Source organism: Vibrio sp. 10N.247.311.51 (genome assembly GCF_041467855.1).
GTDB lineage: Bacteria > Pseudomonadota > Gammaproteobacteria > Enterobacterales > Vibrionaceae > Vibrio > Vibrio coralliirubri.
Genome location: NZ_JBFSVK010000034.1, coordinates 15048 through 32875 on the forward strand (window position 1 = coordinate 15048; position 17828 = coordinate 32875).

At 46.0% G+C, this 17828-nt stretch carries 15 protein-coding genes; 4 read left to right on the forward strand and 11 right to left on the reverse strand.

Translation table 11 applies throughout. From position 1 onward, the window contains the following. The first annotated feature begins 167 nt into the window (after nt 1-167). From AB6E85_RS22645 to crp, 4 genes are all read left to right on the forward strand, one after another. Nucleotides 168-1160: a hydrolase gene (locus AB6E85_RS22645; protein WP_048605370.1), complete on the forward strand. Its 993-nt coding sequence runs from the start codon at nt 168-170 to the stop codon at nt 1158-1160. 95 nt (nt 1161-1255) lie between these two features. Beyond that, nucleotides 1256-1468 carry a YheU family protein gene (locus AB6E85_RS22650; RefSeq protein WP_010435208.1) on the forward strand — a complete coding sequence of 71 codons (213 nt, stop codon included), beginning with the start codon at nt 1256-1258 and terminating at the stop codon, nt 1466-1468. 77 nt (nt 1469-1545) lie between these two features. After that, on the forward strand, nt 1546-2415 hold the full coding sequence (locus AB6E85_RS22655) for a phosphoribulokinase (protein WP_010435210.1): 870 nt from the start codon (nt 1546-1548) through the stop codon (nt 2413-2415). Nucleotides 2416-2654: 239 nt separating this feature from the next. Then, nucleotides 2655-3287, forward strand: a complete 633-nt coding sequence (gene crp / locus AB6E85_RS22660; protein ID WP_004729651.1) for a cAMP-activated global transcriptional regulator CRP — start codon at nt 2655-2657, stop codon at nt 3285-3287. Between the two features lie 176 nt (nt 3288-3463). Here crp and AB6E85_RS22665 read toward each other — a convergent pair whose 3' ends face one another. From AB6E85_RS22665 to AB6E85_RS22715, 11 genes are all read right to left on the reverse strand, one after another. Next, nucleotides 3464-4255, reverse strand: coding sequence for a DUF1338 domain-containing protein (locus tag AB6E85_RS22665; protein WP_372144336.1), 792 nt, complete (start codon nt 4253-4255; stop codon nt 3464-3466). A gap of 213 nt (nt 4256-4468) precedes the next feature. After that, nucleotides 4469-5926 (reverse strand): succinylglutamate-semialdehyde dehydrogenase, encoded by a 1458-nt coding sequence (gene astD, locus AB6E85_RS22670; RefSeq protein ID WP_372144337.1) that lies wholly within the window; start codon nt 5924-5926, stop codon nt 4469-4471. Nucleotides 5927-5965: 39 nt separating this feature from the next. Next, nucleotides 5966-6985, reverse strand: coding sequence for an arginine N-succinyltransferase (astA, locus tag AB6E85_RS22675; RefSeq protein ID WP_048605373.1), 1020 nt, complete (start codon nt 6983-6985; stop codon nt 5966-5968). Between the two features lie 107 nt (nt 6986-7092). Next, a complete protein-coding gene (locus tag AB6E85_RS22680; RefSeq protein WP_248638951.1) occupies nt 7093-8304 on the reverse strand; it encodes an aspartate aminotransferase family protein in 1212 nt (403 codons plus the stop codon). Between the two features lie 464 nt (nt 8305-8768). Next, on the reverse strand, nt 8769-9347 hold the full coding sequence (locus tag AB6E85_RS22685; RefSeq protein ID WP_009848915.1) for an aminodeoxychorismate/anthranilate synthase component II: 579 nt from the start codon (nt 9345-9347) through the stop codon (nt 8769-8771). 200 nt (nt 9348-9547) lie between these two features. Continuing rightward, a complete protein-coding gene (locus AB6E85_RS22690) occupies nt 9548-12142 on the reverse strand; it encodes an ExeM/NucH family extracellular endonuclease (RefSeq protein WP_372144338.1) in 2595 nt (864 codons plus the stop codon). 385 nt (nt 12143-12527) lie between these two features. Beyond that, on the reverse strand, nt 12528-13544 hold the full coding sequence (gene trpS / locus AB6E85_RS22695; RefSeq protein ID WP_016796005.1) for a tryptophan--tRNA ligase: 1017 nt from the start codon (nt 13542-13544) through the stop codon (nt 12528-12530). A 150-nt stretch (nt 13545-13694) separates the two neighbouring features. Then, complete coding sequence (locus tag AB6E85_RS22700; protein WP_372144339.1) at nt 13695-14381, reverse strand: phosphoglycolate phosphatase; 687 nt, start codon at nt 14379-14381, stop codon at nt 13695-13697. A gap of 102 nt (nt 14382-14483) precedes the next feature. Next, nucleotides 14484-15158, reverse strand: coding sequence for a ribulose-phosphate 3-epimerase (gene rpe / locus AB6E85_RS22705; RefSeq protein WP_029222055.1), 675 nt, complete (start codon nt 15156-15158; stop codon nt 14484-14486). Between the two features lie 201 nt (nt 15159-15359). Beyond that, a complete protein-coding gene (locus tag AB6E85_RS22710; protein WP_048605377.1) occupies nt 15360-16208 on the reverse strand; it encodes a Dam family site-specific DNA-(adenine-N6)-methyltransferase in 849 nt (282 codons plus the stop codon). A gap of 69 nt (nt 16209-16277) precedes the next feature. Beyond that, nucleotides 16278-17795: an SPOR domain-containing protein gene (locus tag AB6E85_RS22715; protein WP_372144340.1), complete on the reverse strand. Its 1518-nt coding sequence runs from the start codon at nt 17793-17795 to the stop codon at nt 16278-16280. Nucleotides 17796-17828 lie beyond the last annotated feature (33 nt).

Consider the following 17828-nt stretch of genomic DNA (forward strand, 5'->3'; position numbering starts at 1 on the left):
CTTAACTTTGATATTATTCAACCGGTTACCCATGGCCTGTTTTTGTATCTCGTATAAGTGAAAGCCTTGCGCTTATGCCGAGAATCAACCAAGCTCAAATAAAAACGTGGGCGTTCCGTTACAAGTTCGGCATTTACTAAAGCCCATAAATAAGCATGGACTGTTTTATGACAATATTTACCGCAGCAGCTGGTCTCTCTAATCCGCACTTACAAACCTTGGTGCCACGGTTTATTAGAAAGCAGGCGCTGTTTCATCCTCACTGGCAAACCTTAGAAACACCCGATGGTGACTTTCTTGATCTTGCTTGGAGCGAATCACCAGATGGTGACACCTCAAATAATAATGATCGCAGTAGCAAGCCGATATTCGTTCTATTCCACGGTTTAGAAGGTAGCTTTGAGAGCCCTTACGCCAACGGGCTGATGAATGCGTTTGCTAAAGATGGTTGGCTATCAGTGATGATGCACTTCAGAGGCTGCAGCGGAAAACCCAATCGCCTGGCTCGCGCTTACCATTCAGGTGAAGTCGAAGATGCGCGCTTTTTTCTAAGACACCTGCACGCCCAGTTTCCGAATAACCCTAAGGTTGCGGTTGGCATATCTTTAGGTGGGAACATGCTGGCGAACTATTTGGCTGAGTACGCAGACGACCCATTGCTGTCGGCGGCGACCATCGTATCTGCTCCTTTTGACTTAGCGTGTTGCTCTAGTCGCATTGAGCGCGGTTTCTCCAAGCTCTATAAGAAGTACCTGCTTAACTCTCTAAAATCGAATGCGCTAAAAAAGGTTAACCTGCTACAGGAAAAACTTGGCATCACCGCTGAAGCCATCAAGAACATCACCAAACTGTATGAGTTTGATGAACGAATCACTGCACCTCTGCACGGCTTCAAAAATGCCCAAGATTATTATGCGCAATGTTCTGCGCTGCCTAAGCTCAATAAGATCAAACTGCCGACTCAGATCATTCATGCCAAAGACGACCCTTTCATGACCGATGATGTGATCCCAAAATTCGTTCTGCCCGATAACATCGATTATCGACTGTTTCAAAAAGGCGGCCATGTGGGGTTTATTACTGGCAGCACACTCAAGCCAAGGTTTTGGTTAGAAGAAGCCTTGCCTGCCTACTATGAAAGTATCCAAGATTCGGCATAATGACCGAGCCTTAGTAAATAGAAGTAAAACAATACTAAGCACACGCATTTCTACATCAATAAACCTATTTATGAACATAAAAGAGAGAAGTATTAATGATCATCCCATGGCAAGACATTGCGCCAGAGACACTGGAAAACCTCATAAAAGAGTTCGTGCTGCGTGAAGGCACAGACTACGGCGACGTAGAGGTTTCACTACAAAACAAGATTGACCAAGTGAAACATCAATTAGCTTCAGGAGAAGTCAGCATCGTGTTTTCTGAGCTCCATGAAACCGTTGATATTCAGGTCACAAAACGCTTCTAAGCTGCGCTCATAAAGGAGCCGTGTTATAGTGGTAAACGATTGCTAACAAGTAAGTTACTCAAAAGACAAGGGTTGTCATGTCCGCTAAACATCCAATTATTGCGGTGACGGGTTCATCAGGAGCCGGCACCACCACCACCTCAGAAGCCTTCCGTAAAATGTTCAATATGATGGACGTGAAGGCTGCTTGGGTTGAAGGGGATAGTTTCCATCGCTTCACTCGCCCAGAGATGGATGTCGAGATCCGTAAAGCGCGCGAGCAAGGTAAGCACATCAGCTACTTTGGTCCACAAGCCAACGACTTTGGTGCGTTAGAAGAGTTCTTCCGTAAATACGGTAACGAAGGCACAGGTAAAGTACGTAGCTACCTACACACCTTCGATGAAGCCGTGCCTTACAATCAAATGCCAGGCACCTTCACGCCATGGCAAGAGATCCCTGAAAACTCCGATGTGATGTTTTACGAAGGCCTGCACGGCGGTGTGGTTGATGGCGACATTAACGTTTCTCAACACGTCGATTTGCTGATCGGTATGGTACCTATCGTAAACCTAGAGTGGATTCAAAAATTCGTTCGTGACACCCGCGATCGTGGCCACTCACGCGAAGCCGTAATGGACTCCATTGTTCGTTCAATGGATGATTACCTTAACTACATTACCCCGCAATTTTCACGTACTCACATCAACTTTCAGCGCGTTCCAACCGTAGATACATCGAATCCACTCAACGCCAAAGGGATTCCAAGTTTAGACGAAAGCTTCGTAGTTATACGTTTGCGTGGCATCAAAAACGTCGATTTCCCCTACCTTCTAGCTATGATTGATGGCTCGTTTATGTCTCGTCATAACACGCTAGTGGTGCCAGGCGGCAAGATGAGTTTTGCTATGGAGCTCATTGTGAGGCCAATCCTACAACAACTCATCGAAACCGGAAAAATAGGTTAACAAAACGACATTCTGGTTGATTACTTTTCATACCGTGATCATGTGCACAATTTTGCGTAAAAAATCGTAGCTTGGTCACGATTAAAATCAAGAAATAGTACCTGAAAAAGGATACTATTCTTAAACGAAACACAAGATAGCTTGCAGCACTCAACGAGTGCTCTTATCCTACAAGTCAATCCAGGCTTAGCTAAAATACGGAAAGCGGCAAGCATACCCTGCAGAGGAAGTGAGATATTATGGTTCTAGGTAAACCTCAAACCGATCCAACATTAGAGTGGTTCCTTTCACACTGTCATATTCATAAGTACCCTTCAAAAAGTACTTTGATTCATGCTGGTGAAAAGGCAGAAACCTTGTACTACATCGTTAAAGGTTCTGTGGCAGTTCTTATCAAAGACGAAGAAGGTAAGGAAATGATTCTTTCTTACCTAAACCAAGGCGACTTCATCGGTGAGCTTGGCTTGTTCGAAGAAGACCAAGAGCGTACAGCTTGGGTTCGTGCTAAATCTCCTTGTGAAGTAGCTGAAATTTCTTTCAAGAAATTCCGTCAACTTATCCAAGTGAACCCAGATATCCTAATGCGCCTTTCAGCGCAAATGGCAAACCGTCTACAAGTAACTAGCCAAAAGGTTGGTGACTTAGCGTTCCTTGACGTAACAGGTCGTATCGCTCAAACGCTACTAAACCTAGCGAAACAGCCAGATGCAATGACTCACCCTGACGGCATGCAAATCAAGATCACTCGTCAAGAGATTGGCCAGATCGTTGGTTGTTCTCGTGAGACAGTTGGTCGTATCTTGAAGATGCTAGAAGAGCAGAACCTAATTTCTGCACACGGTAAAACTATCGTGGTATACGGCACTCGTTAATCTCGGTTAACTGACCCAAAAATTTAAAAGCCACCAAATGCGAATTTGGTGGCTTTTTTGTTTTCTGAAGGTCTAGAGAGCAGATACGAGAAGAACTCACAAAATCCTATTTGTAAACTTCTTCGAAGCTAAGCGTACTCGAATCTCTAGGACAAAGTCCGTGCTCGTACCTTTTGTTAACCGTTGGTGCTCTCAAAGATCTTATCAGCTGATGCTGCAACAAAACCTGTGTAAAGCTCACCGTTGGCCAGCGCATAACGCTTAGCGAACTCATAGAAGCCCCCAGGAATCATCTCATTGCCTTCAACAAATGAAACTGAGACTTTGTCTGCCATTGTTGATGATTGCTCTAATAAGACCTCTGGGGAGCCTTTAACCTGACCGCCAGATGCATTGATCGTGAAGCCCGACTCGCTCAGATAGTCATTCACCGCCTGAACTTCATCAAATTTATTGAGCTGATTCACACTCACCGTAAAGTGGTTTGCACCATATCCATGAGCCGCTAGCCAAGACGCGTATTCGCTCTCTTTCGCTAGTACTTGGAAATCAGCGAAGCTCAAATCCCAAAGACGACCGCCAAATAAGAACTCATGGCCTTGAAGCTTGCTTGCGTCCACTTGCTCAACCAACTTAGCAACGATCTGTTGCAAGTCACTTGAACACTCTTCTACCTTCAACTCACTAATGAACACTTTTGGTTGTTTTGGGTCTGGGTGCTCGTAATGTTTAGCCACTAACTTCTTGCTCTCAAACAAGTAGTCGCCACACGCCTTGTAGCCTAATTCAAGGAAAGGCTTCGCTAGTGTTTCAATACCCAAAGGAGCAACATTGAAAGTTCGCAGTGCAATGTGATCATTAATCAGCGCTTCGTCTTCTTTCAGCAAGTGATGCACTTTCTCAGCCGATGGACAAAGCCTGTGAATGTAATCGTCCCAAAGTGATTTAAAGAGTAGATCGGGCGTCATGGTGACTCCTTGTCAGAGGTTCTAGCAAGCTAGTAATTTGGATTAGAAAGGGAGAGGCTGAGACACAGAGTCAGCAGCCATCAGCCTGTGACATACTTTTTCTATTATTATCTACCGCCCAATCTAGGTGTCGGACGTGGTGGAAAAGGGAAGCGATAACACCACCTCCCTATTTCAAGCTTAACGTATGAATCTAAGACTCATTAGCCTAAATTAAAGCTCAATACCCGGGCTAAACGTTGCTGGAAGTTGAGTTTCGCCACCTTCCATTGAAGCCATAGGGTAAGCACAGTAGTCCGCCGCATAATAAGCACTTGGGCGTAGGTTGCCTGAAGCACCCGGACCACCAAATGGTGCATCACCACTTGCGCCTGTTAGCTGACGGTTACGGTTAACAATACCCGCACGGATATGGTCAACGAAGTATTCCCATTCAGAATCATCTGTTGATACAAGACCCGCAGACAAACCAAAACGTGTATCATTAGCCAGTTCAACCGCTTGCTCTAGTGACTGGTAACGAACCACTTGCAGTAATGGACCGAAGTACTCTTCATCTGGCAATTCAGCAATGTTGGTTGCATCGATAATACCCGGAGAAACAAACGCCGCTTCACCCGCTTTTGCTTCGACTAGGCTGACACCACCTAGCGATTGCAGATTCGCTTGCGCGTCCAGAATGAACTTAGCCGCAGCTTCAGAGATCTGAGGCCCCATGAAAGGTGCTGGTTCAGCGAATGGCTGATCAACACGAATCTTTTGCGTCGCTGCGACCAGCTTATCGAGTAGCAGATCACCCTTCTCGCCAACAGGCACATACAGGCGACGAGCACATGTACAACGTTGACCCGCACTGATGAAAGCCGATTGGATAATGGTATAAACCGTCGCGTCAGCATCACCAAATTGGTCACTGATCACCATAGGGTTATTGCCGCCCATCTCTAGCGCCAGCATCTTGCCCGGTTGGCCCGCGAATTGACGGTGAAGGATATGACCGGTATTAGCACTACCTGTGAACAGCACGCCATCAAGACCTTTAGCATCGGCTAGTGCGATACCTGTCTCTTTAGCGCCTTGCACTAGGTTGATTACGCCAGCAGGAAGACCCGCTTCTTGCCACAGTTTCATCGCAAACTCACCCGTCCAAGGTGTCTGCTCTGAAGGCTTAAATACCACGGTATTACCCGATAGCAGTGCAGGAACAATATGACCGTTAGGTAGGTGGCCTGGGAAGTTATAAGGACCAAATACCGCCATCACGCCTAATGGACGGTGACGCAGTACAATCTGGTTGCCTGCCGCTTCACGAGAAGCTTCACCGGTACGCTCATGGTAAGCACGAATGGAAATAGCAATCTTGCCCGCCATTGCGCCCGCTTCAGTGCGAGTTTCCCAAATCGGTTTGCCCGTCTCTTTCGCGATGATTTGCGCGATTTCTTCGCTGTTCTCTTTAACTTTCTCAGCAAAGTTCAACACGATCGCTTCACGCTCTGCAAAGCTCAGTTTTTTCCAAACCAAGAAGGCTTCACGAGCTGCTGCTACTGCAGATTCAACCTGTGCTGGTGTCGCGCTATCACCCTGCCACACTACTTCATTGTTGTATGGGCTTACTGATGTCATGGCGTCACCTTGACCTGCCACCCACTGTCCTGCTATCCACTGAGTCATACTTCTATCCTTAAAATCTTCGACAGATAATCGCCGCTCTTACTGAGCCAACATGCGAACGAATTCGCCTTCTTTTACTTCAAGAGCGCTTGCTACTTCAGATGATAAAATCACTGTGTCGCTTGCTTGGTCATACGCACCTTTCGCGGCTACTGCGCGGAAGTTCTCAAACGAGGTATTACCAATTAGGAAGTCTTTAGAGCTAGAGTGCTCTGCAATTTGAACCTGTGCTCGAATTGAGTGACGCACAGATTCGATGTTTCTTAGGTCACACTCAACCGTTGGGCCTGCATCAAAGATGTCGACATAACCACGGTTGGTAAAACCTTCGCGTTCCAGCAACTTAAGTGCAGGACGCGTATTGTCATGTACCTCTCCGATCACCGCCTGAGCTTCTTTGCTCAGTAGATTCACGTAGATAGGTAGCTTAGGCATTAGGTCTGCAATAAAGCCTTTCTTACCAATACCGGTTAGGTAATCGGCAAGCGTAAAATCAATCGAGAAGAAGTGCTCTTGCAACCATTGCCAGAAAGGAGAGTTACCTTCTGCATCTGATACGCCACGCATCTCAGCAAAAATCGTTTTCGAGAAACGCTCTGGGTGCTCAGACATAATCAAGAAACGACACTTAGACATCAGACGACCATTCAATCCACCACGGAATGCCGGGCGCAAGAACAGTGTGCAGATCTCACTGCATCCGGTGTAGTTATTACCGAAAGTCAGCAGCTTAACGACGTTATTTACGCCAAGCTTCTGCGATGAGTGAACCACCTTGCTGATGTGGTAAGAGTAGAACGGGACATCCCAGCCGATAGAAGCTTCGATACCTGTGGTACCTGCAACCTCACCAGTTTCGGTATCAAAGCCAACCATTAGGTAGCCTTCATCACCTGGTTCAGTCACGTCTTGTTTGGCAAAGCTGTATTCAGAGTGAGTAATACGGTTAGTTAACAGTTCTTCGTTAACCGGAAGAGATGTGAATCCGTGACCAGATTCAACCGCGCAGGTATGCAGCGCATCGTAATCAGATAATTTTATTGGGCGAACAACTAGCATCAATATTCCCTCCAGATGCAAAATAGGCCCAAAACCAGAAGCTTGGGCCTTTAGCAGAACGTCATGGGATCGCTCTATTGGCGATCATTCCTATGACGCCGCTCAGGCTAAACTAGCGTAGCGATTGCTTTGTCTAGTTTCGATAAGCCTTCTTCAATTTCTTGTGTAGTAATAACCAGTGATGGCGTGAAACGAACCACGTTTGCACCCGCAACCAGTACCATTAAGCCTTGTTCGCCTGCTGCTACTAATACGTCACGTGCACGGCCTTGCCACTCTTCGTTAAGCGCAGCACCTAGTAGTAGGCCTTTACCACGAACTTCACTGAAGATTTGGTACTTGTCGTTAATCTTAGTAAGACCATCACGGAACAATGCTTCACGCTCTTTCACGCCAGCTAATGTTTCAGGTTGGCTAACCACATCAACAACCGCTTCTGCAACAGCACACGCCAGTGGATTACCACCGTAAGTAGAGCCGTGAGTACCAACTTTTAGATGTGTCGCTAATTCAGTGGTCGTTAGCATTGCGCCGATAGGGAAACCACCACCCAGTGATTTCGCCGTGCTTAGAATATCTGGTGTTACACCTAGACCTTGGTAGGCGTAAAAGTTACCAGTACGGCCGTTACCTGTTTGCACTTCATCAAAGATAAGCAGTGCATTGTGCTTATCACACAGCTCACGAACTGTGTTCACAAACTCAGAGGTTGGCGAGATGATACCGCCCTCGCCTTGCAGAGGTTCCATCATGATTGCACAAGTACGATCAGAGATGTGCGCTTCTAGTGCTGCAATATCGTTGTAAGGCAGGTGAGTAACGTCGCCCGGTTTAGGACCGAAACCATCAGAGTAAGCTTCTTGACCACCTACAGTTACGGTAAAGAAAGTACGACCGTGGAAACCTTGTTTGAATGCAATGATTTCAGATTTCTCAGGACCGTGAACATCCGCCGCCCAACGACGAGCTAGCTTCAATGCTGCTTCATTCGCTTCTGCGCCAGAGTTGGCAAAGAATACTTTTTCTGCAAAACATACGTCGGTTAGCTTCTTCGCTAGACGCAGTGCAGGTTCGTTGGTCATCACGTTACTTAGATGCCAAATCTTGTTTGCTTGCTCGGTAACAGCATTAACCATTGCTGGGTGACAGTGACCCAAACAGCTCACAGCGATACCACCAGCAAAGTCGATATACTCTCGGCCTTGTTGGTCCCAAACGCGTGCGCCTTCCCCTTTTACTGGGATCATTTCCATTGGGTTATAACAAGGCACCATCACCTCATTAAACAGACTACGTTCTACTTTATTTTCCACTGTCATCGTACATTCCTTCTCGATACCGCAAGCTTCGCAAATAAGCGTAATGGTTCATAAGTGAGACAAAGATATTTTGTCTCGCCATAATCCCGCTGCAGCATTATATTTACATTTAATTAACCTTTTCAATAGTAGATTATTCTTTAGCCATCCCTTACAACCAGCTAAACGTCACTACCTATGACTATTTATGCATCAATTAATCTGTTTTATGAAGCTTTTTTTACCTAAACGTATAACCAGCAACAGCAAAGCCTTACTGGCATTGCGGTATATTGGGTTCGAGACGAAATAACGCGAATAATTTTGCATAGGCTAAAAACTTAGCCTGAAGAGGGAGAAATGTTATAAAAAGTGATCGGCGTCAGAGGGATGAAGACGCGTAACGCCCGAATTTAAACGCTTAACGGGTAATGGAATACGTTTAACTGGCTTATTTAGACGGAGAAAGGGTCAAATTTAAACACTCAGCGTGCTAGGAAGTTAGCGAGAAGCTGGTGTCCTTGCTCTGTTTTAATCGATTCAGGGTGAAATTGGACGGCATCAATTGGCAAGGTTTTATGTTGATAACCCATGATCTCATCCATGCTGCCATCTTCAAATTCCGTCCAAGAGGTCAGTTCAAAGCAATCTGGTAGCGTGCCATTTTTCACCACGAGTGAGTGGTAACGTGTCACGGTCAATGGGTTGTTCAATCCCTGAAAAACACTCTTGCCATTGTGGCGTATCGGAGAGGTTTTACCGTGCATCACTTGTCTGGCTCTCACCACTTCACCACCAAACACTTGGGCAATGGCTTGATGGCCAAGACACACACCTAAGATAGGTAGTTTACCAACGAAGTGTTCGATGACTTGTAGAGAAATGCCCGCATCATCCGGTGTACAAGGACCCGGCGAGATAACAAGGTGACTAGGATTTAGCGCTTCGATGCCCGCAATATCAATCTCATCGTTGCGAACAACTTTTACAGTTACCCCTAACTCACAGAAATACTGATACAAGTTATAGGTAAAGGAGTCGTAGTTATCGATGATAAGTAACATGGGTCGAAATCGTTTGCTAAATACTAAAGGATTGGGGGATATAGGGGCGGTATTGTGCAATACCCATAGCGAAAGGCAAGTGGAAACTGCATTTAGCTAACAATTAAGGCCAACCTAAGTTGACCTTAATTGTTTACAGATAGCCTTCAGTTATCTGAATTGGCTTACTTGTATCGCTTGCTAATCTACTTACGATTTAGCTATTTGCGACGACGCCACATTGCTAGACCAAACAATGACATCAATGCACCCAAGCCGAATGAACCGCCGACTCTTAGCTCAAGAACCGCAGGATCATGATCCGATGAACGGAAGTGATCTTGGTACTTAGGCAGATCGCCTTTGTACTCTTCGTTGTAGTCAAACAACGTCGATTCTCCACCGTTAATGTGCCAGTCCGTTGCATCCACAACCATGTCTTTCAGGCTGTCGCTGATCAACAGGTGATCCAGTGCGCCCACTTCGTCATTGTATGAGTAGCTCCAGCTGTCTGGGTGCTTTTGAGCCACAGCATTAATGTAACCGTAGTTCTTAGTAATCACCGCGCCGTTATCACCAAACTGTTCAACACCATCAATGTAAGTGTTACGAGCCGCTTTGATTTGCTTACCGTATTTCTCTTCAGAGTAATCCGTTAGCACCAGCATTGGATCTTCCATGCCGTACGAGTTCATATCACCCAGGATCACTTTGTGACCTTTGATACCATCGAGCGCTTCACCCAGTGCCACCGCCGCAGCTACGCGGAAGTTCTCACATGAGCCTTGCTTGTCGGCATCAACACCACCTTGACCACCCTGTTCAACCGGTGCTGCATCTTCCCAACACTTAGAGCCTTTAGATTTAAAGTGGTTAATCGCTACGGTCAGTTTCTCTTTGGTACCTTTGACCTTGAAGGTTGGCGCTAATGAGTCACGCTGGTAGTTCTTACCGTCCTCAATCACCTTACCTGAATCGTCTAACACCTCTGGTGCTTGTTGGCTTGGCATCGCGATAACGCGGCTGTCTTTTAGCTTAACTACCTTCTTACGGTAAATAACACCGGTTGTGATTACGTCAGTACCAATCGAGTCCATCTCGTCGGTTACGCCATCTTCATTTGAATCAACAGCGACAAACGTATAACGGTCTTTCTTACGCTCAATACGATCATTCAGCTGGTTAACAAGCTGTTGAATCGCTGAACCTTCACCAAAACCGTTGTTCTCAATCTCCATCAAACCGATGATGTCAGCGTCTAGACGAAGAATCGCGTTCACAATCTTCTCTTGCTGCATTTCAAATTCAGTGATGGTGTTCGCGCCACGGTTGTTGCCGTGCTGGTTCGCATCACCGCCAAATGGAGAGTTGAAGTAGTTCAATACATTGAAGGTCGCGATACGCAGGTCACCTTCATCCATGTCTGGCTTGTCGGTACGCGGATCGTTACGAACGAAGTTTTCAGCCGAGATCTGGTTGGTCGCAATTAAACGGAACTCACCGTAGCTGTAGGTAAGTACGCCTTCTAGACCAACAATGGTGTCATCAATACGAATGTAGTCTTCTGTTGAGCCATCTTGGTCGATATCGGTGCGGCCAAAGTCTGGATAGAAAGGAACTTGTCCGTCACCCGCTTTTTGATCGGTTTCAACGAAAAGACGACGATCAGCGTTGTCTTCAGTTTGCTGCTTCGCTTCGTCAGATCCCGCGGCGAAAAGCTGGTTTGGCTGCATGTTAATACGCTCATGCGCCAGTACCATGTTGTTACGACGACCGGCGTAGTCATAACCAAAGGTACGTGTCACACGCATGTCTAGTGCTTCGGTTGTTTTCACCAACATGCCTTCGTAACGTTCTAGCGTTGCAGCGAAGTTCTCATCACTGTCTAGCGCTTCTATCGCCGTTGCTTCAGGTGCCTGCTGCTCGCCCTGTTTTAGCCATTGGTTGTTTTCAACTTTTAGCTGAGTGTGGCTGTAGTATTCTTGAACCTTGCCTTTCACACACACAACGTCGCCCGCAGCCAGTTCTGAGCTCGACTGGTTGGTATGAATAAATAGGCCTTCAGAAGTGCTTGAGTTGAAATCATCCTCAAGTGCTTGCAAGTAGAAGCCTTTGGTTAGGCCTGTTGTTACCGCACTTACCACACCTTTGACGAAGTACTCATCGTCGGTGATGTACGGGTAGCCATCGATGAATGGCGATGTTGCGCCTTCACCTTGGATTTCTTGAATGGTGGTGAATACTGGGTCAGAGCCATCTTGTGTACAAGTGAACGCTTCTGGCAGTTCAACACTGTCTAGTGAACCTAGGCCTTCAATGCTGTCTTTGGGTAGCGATACCCATTGTGAAGCATCAAACGTCGCAGAAGGTGTTTGTGTCGCACGAACCAAAGTAACATCTTTGCCCCAGTCCACATCGCCCATCAAACCAACAACATCATGTACCGAGCCGTCTGAATTCAAGATAGCCAGCGGGTCGTCACCGTTATGATTGGCGATAGAGGCATTAATGATGTCAGCTTGAGCTTTAATCTCATCACTCGCACTAGAATGTGCGACCACGAGTACTTCACCGGGTGCTAAAACGTGGCCATCTAAAGGTAAAGTGGCACCCCATGATCCGTTGCCATTGGCAGATTTCGCCAATGAGTAACCATCTAAACTAATGCTGCTATCGCCACTATTGGCAATCTCAACCGCTTTGTTATAGCTGCCGCCTTCCACATATTGTGAAATAAACAAATCAGCGTGTGCGCTTGTAGTTAACAAGCTACCAATTGCCACTGCTAGCAATGAAGGTTTGTGTAAAAGAGCCATCCGTTTCACCTGAGTTCATCGAGTTATAGTCACTGCCATCTATGGGCAGTCATGTATTTTGTGGTAACTATCAGGTTTATTTATGAAAGGAATAAGTCAGTTGGCAAGAAAATGAGGAACTTATCACTTTGGAATCATCAATTATTTGGCACGTTATATATTTCCAACATATATAGAAATGAGTATAAATTTATAAAGCCCAGAAGTGCTGAATAAGATCACCTTCACAGCATTAACATGATGGATATGCCAGTCAGATACTGCGTAAATTATCAATTCAAACAAGGGGTTTTCGAGGAAGGTAAATGGAATGGGCATTAAAAAGCCCAAAGTAAACAGAAGCTACTTTGGGCTCAAATTCTCAAGTGAGTTGTGTTAGTTCACCCTATGGGCGAGTAACAAAACCTACTGCTTCGTATGCTTTTTTCAGTGTTACTGCAGCACGCTCAGACGCTTTTTCAGCACCTGCTTTCATTACTGCATCCATGTAAGCACGGTCAGCACGGATACGGTGGTATTCAGCTTGAATCGGCTCAAGCATTTCAACCAATGCTGCGCCTACATCTTTCTTGAATGGACCGTACATCTCAACGCCTTGGTACTGCGCTTCGATCTCTTCAAACGTTTTACCCGTCGCTGCTGAGTAAAGACCCATTAGGTTCGAGATACCCGCTTTGTTTTCCCAGTCGTGAGCAATGCGTGGCGGTGTTTCTGCATCGGTTTGCGCTTTGTTGATCTTCTTGATGATCGACTTAGGCTCTTCTAGCAGAGTAATCACGTTCTTACGGTTATCATCCGACTTAGACATCTTCTTAGTCGCATCTTGCAGGCTCATTACACGTGCATTCACTGTTGGGATGTAAGGTTCTGGTACTTGGAAGATTGGCGTTTCAGGACCGTAGATGTTGTTGAAGCGAGTTGCGATATCACGCGCTAGCTCTAGGTGTTGTTTCTGGTCGCTACCTACAGGCACTTGGTGAGCACCGTAAAGCAGGATGTCTGCAGCCATCAACACTGGGTAGTCGTATAGGCCTACGTTTACGTCGTTTGAGTGACGTGCAGACTTATCTTTAAACTGAGTCATACGGCTCAGTTCACCCATTTGCGTGTAACAGTTAAGAAGCCAACCAAGTTGAGCATGCTCTGGTACGTGAGACTGAACAAATAGCGTGCTCTTCTTTGGATCAACACCGACAGCAAGACAGATTGCTAGTGCGTCTAGAGTCGCTTCATGCAGTGCTTTCGGATCTTGGCGAACCGTAATTGCGTGAAGGTCTACAACACAGTATTGGCAATCGTAATCATCTTGCATCTGTTGCCATTGACGTAGAGCACCCAAGTAGTTACCGATACTTAGTTCACCAGATGGTTGAACACCACTCAATACGATGGGCTTGCTCATGGTTTTAATTCCTTTGCTTATTCGCTAAGTTTATTGAACGCTTAGCTTCTTAACTTAAATATAGAAAAGCCGCACAGCTCTTCTGTACGGCTCATCCAGTGTACTCATTGATAAGTATTTTGCTAGTAGGTTAGCTAACTTTTGTCCGCTTTATGCTGAAACTAGAACGACATCTAGTAATTGCGCGACGTTATCCGCGACATAGTCAGGGTTTGATGCTGAAATCGGCTCGCCATGGTTATAACCGTAAGTCAGACCAAACGAGTGACAGCCTGCATTCTTAGCCGCTTTAATGTCGTTGCTTGAATCGCCAACCATCAGCATCTCTTCCGCTTTAACATTGTGCTTTTCTAGCAACCAGTTCAACGCAACTGGGTTCGGTTTTTTCTCTGGGAAAGAATCGCCACCCAACACATCAACAAAGTACTTATCGATACCGTGTTGCGCCAGAACGTCTGGTACAAACTTTGATGGCTTGTTGGTGACCAGCGCCATAGTGAAGCCAGCTTTATCCAGCTCAGCCAGCGTCTCTTTAACCGATGGGTAAAGGTGACTCAGCTTGTGACCGCCCTGTTCGTAGAAATCATCAAACAAGATGCGCGCTTTTTTTAGTAGTTCAGGTTCGAGGCTTGGGTCAACCGTCAGGTTACGGCTGAGTGAACGTCCGATAAGAACATCAGCACCATTACCTACGTAGTCGCGAACTTGTTCTTCGCTCACTGAAGGGAAGCACAACTCCTGACAAGCTTGGTCAGCAGCAACGGCCAAATCAGGCACGCTGTCTAACAAGGTTCCATCCAAATCAAAGGCGATCAGTTTTATTGAGCTTAATGACATCTTACTTTCCTATTTATTATGTTCGTCTTATGAGTTGAGCTATAAGACGTAAAAAAGGGGCAAATTAGCCCCTTAATATTCAATCTATCTGTAGTTTTACGATTATGCGTTTACTTTTGCAAGCTCTGCACGCATCTCATCAATCACTTCTTTGTAATCTGGTTGATTGAAGATAGCGGAACCCGCAACGAACATATCTGCGCCCGCTTCTGCAATTTCACGGATGTTATCAACCTTCACGCCGCCATCAATCTCAAGGCGGATATCACGACCAGATTCGTCAATAAGTTTACGAACAGCGCGCAGCTTATCAAGAGTATGAGGAATGAAAGATTGACCGCCAAAACCAGGGTTCACTGACATCAGTAGAATCATGTCGACTTTGTCTAGGATGTAATCAAGGCAAGAAAGTGGCGTTGCTGGGTTCAATACTACGCCCGCTTTACAGCCGTGTTCTTTGATTAGCTGTAGAGTACGATCAACGTGCTCAGACGCTTCAACGTGGAAGGTAATCATTGATGCGCCGGCTTTAGCGAACTCAGGTACGATGCTATCCACAGGCTTAACCATTAGGTGAACATCGATAGGCGCTGTAATACCGTAGTCACGCAGCGCTTTACAGATAGGTGCGCCAAAAGTCAGGTTCGGTACGTAGTGGTTGTCCATCACATCGAAGTGCACAACATCAGCACCGGCTGCGAGTACTTTCTCTACGTCTTCACCAAGACGAGCAAAATCTGCAGACAAAATCGATGGAGCAATTAGAAAATCTTTCATACCAAACCTCTTAAGAGTGAGTAAATTGCGAATGTCACCGTCTTAGTGATATCTCATACACAAATACAAGACTCAAGCCCAAGACTATTTGGTGTGCAATTCTACCTAAGCACCTAAGCAGATCCTAGCAGTTCGAAAGATTAGTTTAAGAAAGTATCCGTTGGTCACTCAATTTAATGAGTTTGGCGGATATTCTGACCATTACTGTTCCGCTGATGCGTGCTGCTGGTTTTTCTCTTTATGGAAAAGCGCCAATAGCTCATCAACTTTATTACGGCCAGCGCCATTGCGGCTGATGGTGCGTTTCACCTTAACCACGTTCAACTCCGCACCATGATATAAGCGACGAGTTAACGTCGTATCGTGGTTTGAAATCAAAACAGGAATACCGCGTTCCATCGCTGCTTTTTCAGCAACATCCGCCAGTGCAGCTTGGTCATCTAAGCTAAAGCCATTACCTGCGTAAGAGGTAAAGTTAGCCGTGTTCGACAGTGGTGCGTATGGAGGATCGCAGTAAACCACACAGCCTTTGCGCGCACGGCTAAAGGTTTCATGGTATCCCTCACAGACGAAGGTGGCCTTTTTCGCTTTCTCGGCAAAAAATTCCAGCTCGGCTTCTGGGAAGTAAGGTTTTTTGTAAGAACCAAACGGAACGTTAAAACCGCCCTTCTTGTTGTATCGACACAGGCCATTGAAGCCAAAACGGTTCATATATAAGAAAGCCAACGAACGATACATGACGTTATCTGTACCATTGAACTCAGCACGAATATCTAAGAAGGCTTCTTTGCGGTTGTTCTCAGGACAGAACCAGCGCTTCGCTTCCGTGATATAAGTTTCAGGATCGGTTTTAAGTAGGTTGTACAGGTTGATAAGATCGGGATTGATGTCTGCAAGCAGGTACTGTTCAAAGTCAGTATTCAGAAATACTGAGCCGGCACCGACAAACGGTTCTACCAATTTACGAGCAGGTGGCAGGTGACGTTGGATGTCTTCAACTAGGCCATATTTACCACCAGCCCATTTTAGAAAGGCACGCTGCTTTTTCATTTACTGCTCTATCTATCAACTCAAAAATAAGGCTGCGGAATGTAACATATTTTGAGGCTAAGCTCAGGGTTATTTCGCACGTTCTATCTCTCGATGTACTTGATTCATCGATTTTGCCCAAGGTTCCAACTGTTGAAGGGGTTTTGATAACGCACTTACCGCGTCTCTCGCCACTTGAATCGTTGGGTAATCTTGATAAGTGATAATAAACCACTTGGTGTCGTTGCGAAGTGTTGGGTAAATACGAACCTTGTTCTCAAGGTCATACTCTTCAATGAAAGATTGGACGTCTTCCAATGAGGTCATCGCACTCAACTGCAAGGTATAAGCTCGCGGCGAGATCGCTTGTAACTCTTCACGAGCAAATGAGAAGGTAATCTTTTTAGTCGGCGGTGTTGAATCAGTTAGATCTGATTCTTCATCAACTGTTGGTTGTGGTTCGGCTTGTGCTGCATCAGGTTGCGCGCTAGCCGCTGCCTCTGTATTTTCCTCAACAGCCGCATCAATCGCGCTGGTATCGGCACTCTCAGGCTTATCATCAAGCAGAGCATCAACCACGTCAGAAGTGATCACAACGCGTTGCTGATCTTGTTCGACTTCCCCAACACTCGCGGTATCTTCAACGACAGTTGGCGGCAAAGATGAGCTATCGTCGTCAGCGCCTTGGTAACTCATGTCAGCTTCGGTTTCAGAATCTACCATTCCGTCGATACCAGCTTGCTCGGTACCACTTTCCACTTCAAAAGTTGGGATAGCTGTCTGTTCAATCGGTGCGATAAGCGACTGCGCTTTATCGTCTGGTGTTGGCTGACTGAACATCCACCAATAGCCGCCACCAATTAAAACCAACAACAAGGCCACCACAATCGCGATATTGATCGGTGAGCCAATAATTGAGCGAATAATAATCCTTTTTTCCACTTTCAATTCTCCTAAAGCCATTAACTCACCGGGCAGAGGTTGCGCTTTACTAAACGCACGTCGCACGCGAGTTTCAGACTCATCATCAATATATCGAATCACCAGTGATTCAAAGAAATGTTCAGCTTCTGGTTGCGAAAGGTCATCGATCTCGAGATCGATAGGCTTGTGTTGTTGACCGTAACTCAAACGCGTTAATAACGTATCTAAGTGGCCAGGTTCCGAGAAGAGAACGATATTGATCGTCCATTGAGGGTTTGATTGAGCTTCTAGTACCAACATCCATAATTCGGATACCAATAGCTCAGAAAGTCGTTGGGCATCATCAACGACGATAACCACATTACACGGCTCTCCATCCAGTAACCTAGTCAGGCTATCTGATAAAGAATCATGTTGATTAAACAGGGGATCAGAAACAATTTGGCTAAGAATAAGCGCGCGGCGTTGTTGATCGTCTTGGCTTGGATGACAAAGCAGTAAACACTGATTTTTTTCAGTCGACCACGCTTCCAGATAACGCTGAGCTAACCAAGAACGGCCCGAGCCAGCTTTGCCAGCCACCGTCACAAGGTTGGAACCAAAGTTAGTCAAAAGCTGTAAGCGCTCTAGCAGCTCAACTTGAGACTCTAACTCTAATACTCTTAATTCATGAGCCAAACTCATTGGGGATCCCTACTGATAAGATCGATCAGTAAA

Excerpts from the sequence above, each read along its gene's own strand:
- AB6E85_RS22645 (WP_048605370.1), top strand. The coding sequence starts at position 168 with ATGACAATATTTACCGCAGCAGCTGGTCTCTCTAATCCGCACTTACAA.
- AB6E85_RS22650 (WP_010435208.1), top strand. The coding sequence starts at position 1,256 with ATGATCATCCCATGGCAAGACATTGCGCCAGAGACACTGGAAAACCTC.
- AB6E85_RS22655 (WP_010435210.1), top strand. The coding sequence starts at position 1,546 with ATGTCCGCTAAACATCCAATTATTGCGGTGACGGGTTCATCAGGAGCC.
- crp (WP_004729651.1), top strand. The coding sequence starts at position 2,655 with ATGGTTCTAGGTAAACCTCAAACCGATCCAACATTAGAGTGGTTCCTT.
- AB6E85_RS22665 (WP_372144336.1), bottom strand. The coding sequence starts at position 4,255 with ATGACGCCCGATCTACTCTTTAAATCACTTTGGGACGATTACATTCAC.
- astD (WP_372144337.1), bottom strand. The coding sequence starts at position 5,926 with ATGACTCAGTGGATAGCAGGACAGTGGGTGGCAGGTCAAGGTGACGCC.
- astA (WP_048605373.1), bottom strand. The coding sequence starts at position 6,985 with ATGCTAGTTGTTCGCCCAATAAAATTATCTGATTACGATGCGCTGCAT.
- AB6E85_RS22680 (WP_248638951.1), bottom strand. The coding sequence starts at position 8,304 with ATGACAGTGGAAAATAAAGTAGAACGTAGTCTGTTTAATGAGGTGATG.
- AB6E85_RS22685 (WP_009848915.1), bottom strand. The coding sequence starts at position 9,347 with ATGTTACTTATCATCGATAACTACGACTCCTTTACCTATAACTTGTAT.
- AB6E85_RS22690 (WP_372144338.1), bottom strand. The coding sequence starts at position 12,142 with ATGGCTCTTTTACACAAACCTTCATTGCTAGCAGTGGCAATTGGTAGC.
- trpS (WP_016796005.1), bottom strand. The coding sequence starts at position 13,544 with ATGAGCAAGCCCATCGTATTGAGTGGTGTTCAACCATCTGGTGAACTA.
- AB6E85_RS22700 (WP_372144339.1), bottom strand. The coding sequence starts at position 14,381 with ATGTCATTAAGCTCAATAAAACTGATCGCCTTTGATTTGGATGGAACC.
- rpe (WP_029222055.1), bottom strand. The coding sequence starts at position 15,158 with ATGAAAGATTTTCTAATTGCTCCATCGATTTTGTCTGCAGATTTTGCT.
- AB6E85_RS22710 (WP_048605377.1), bottom strand. The coding sequence starts at position 16,208 with ATGAAAAAGCAGCGTGCCTTTCTAAAATGGGCTGGTGGTAAATATGGC.
- AB6E85_RS22715 (WP_372144340.1), bottom strand. The coding sequence starts at position 17,795 with ATGAGTTTGGCTCATGAATTAAGAGTATTAGAGTTAGAGTCTCAAGTT.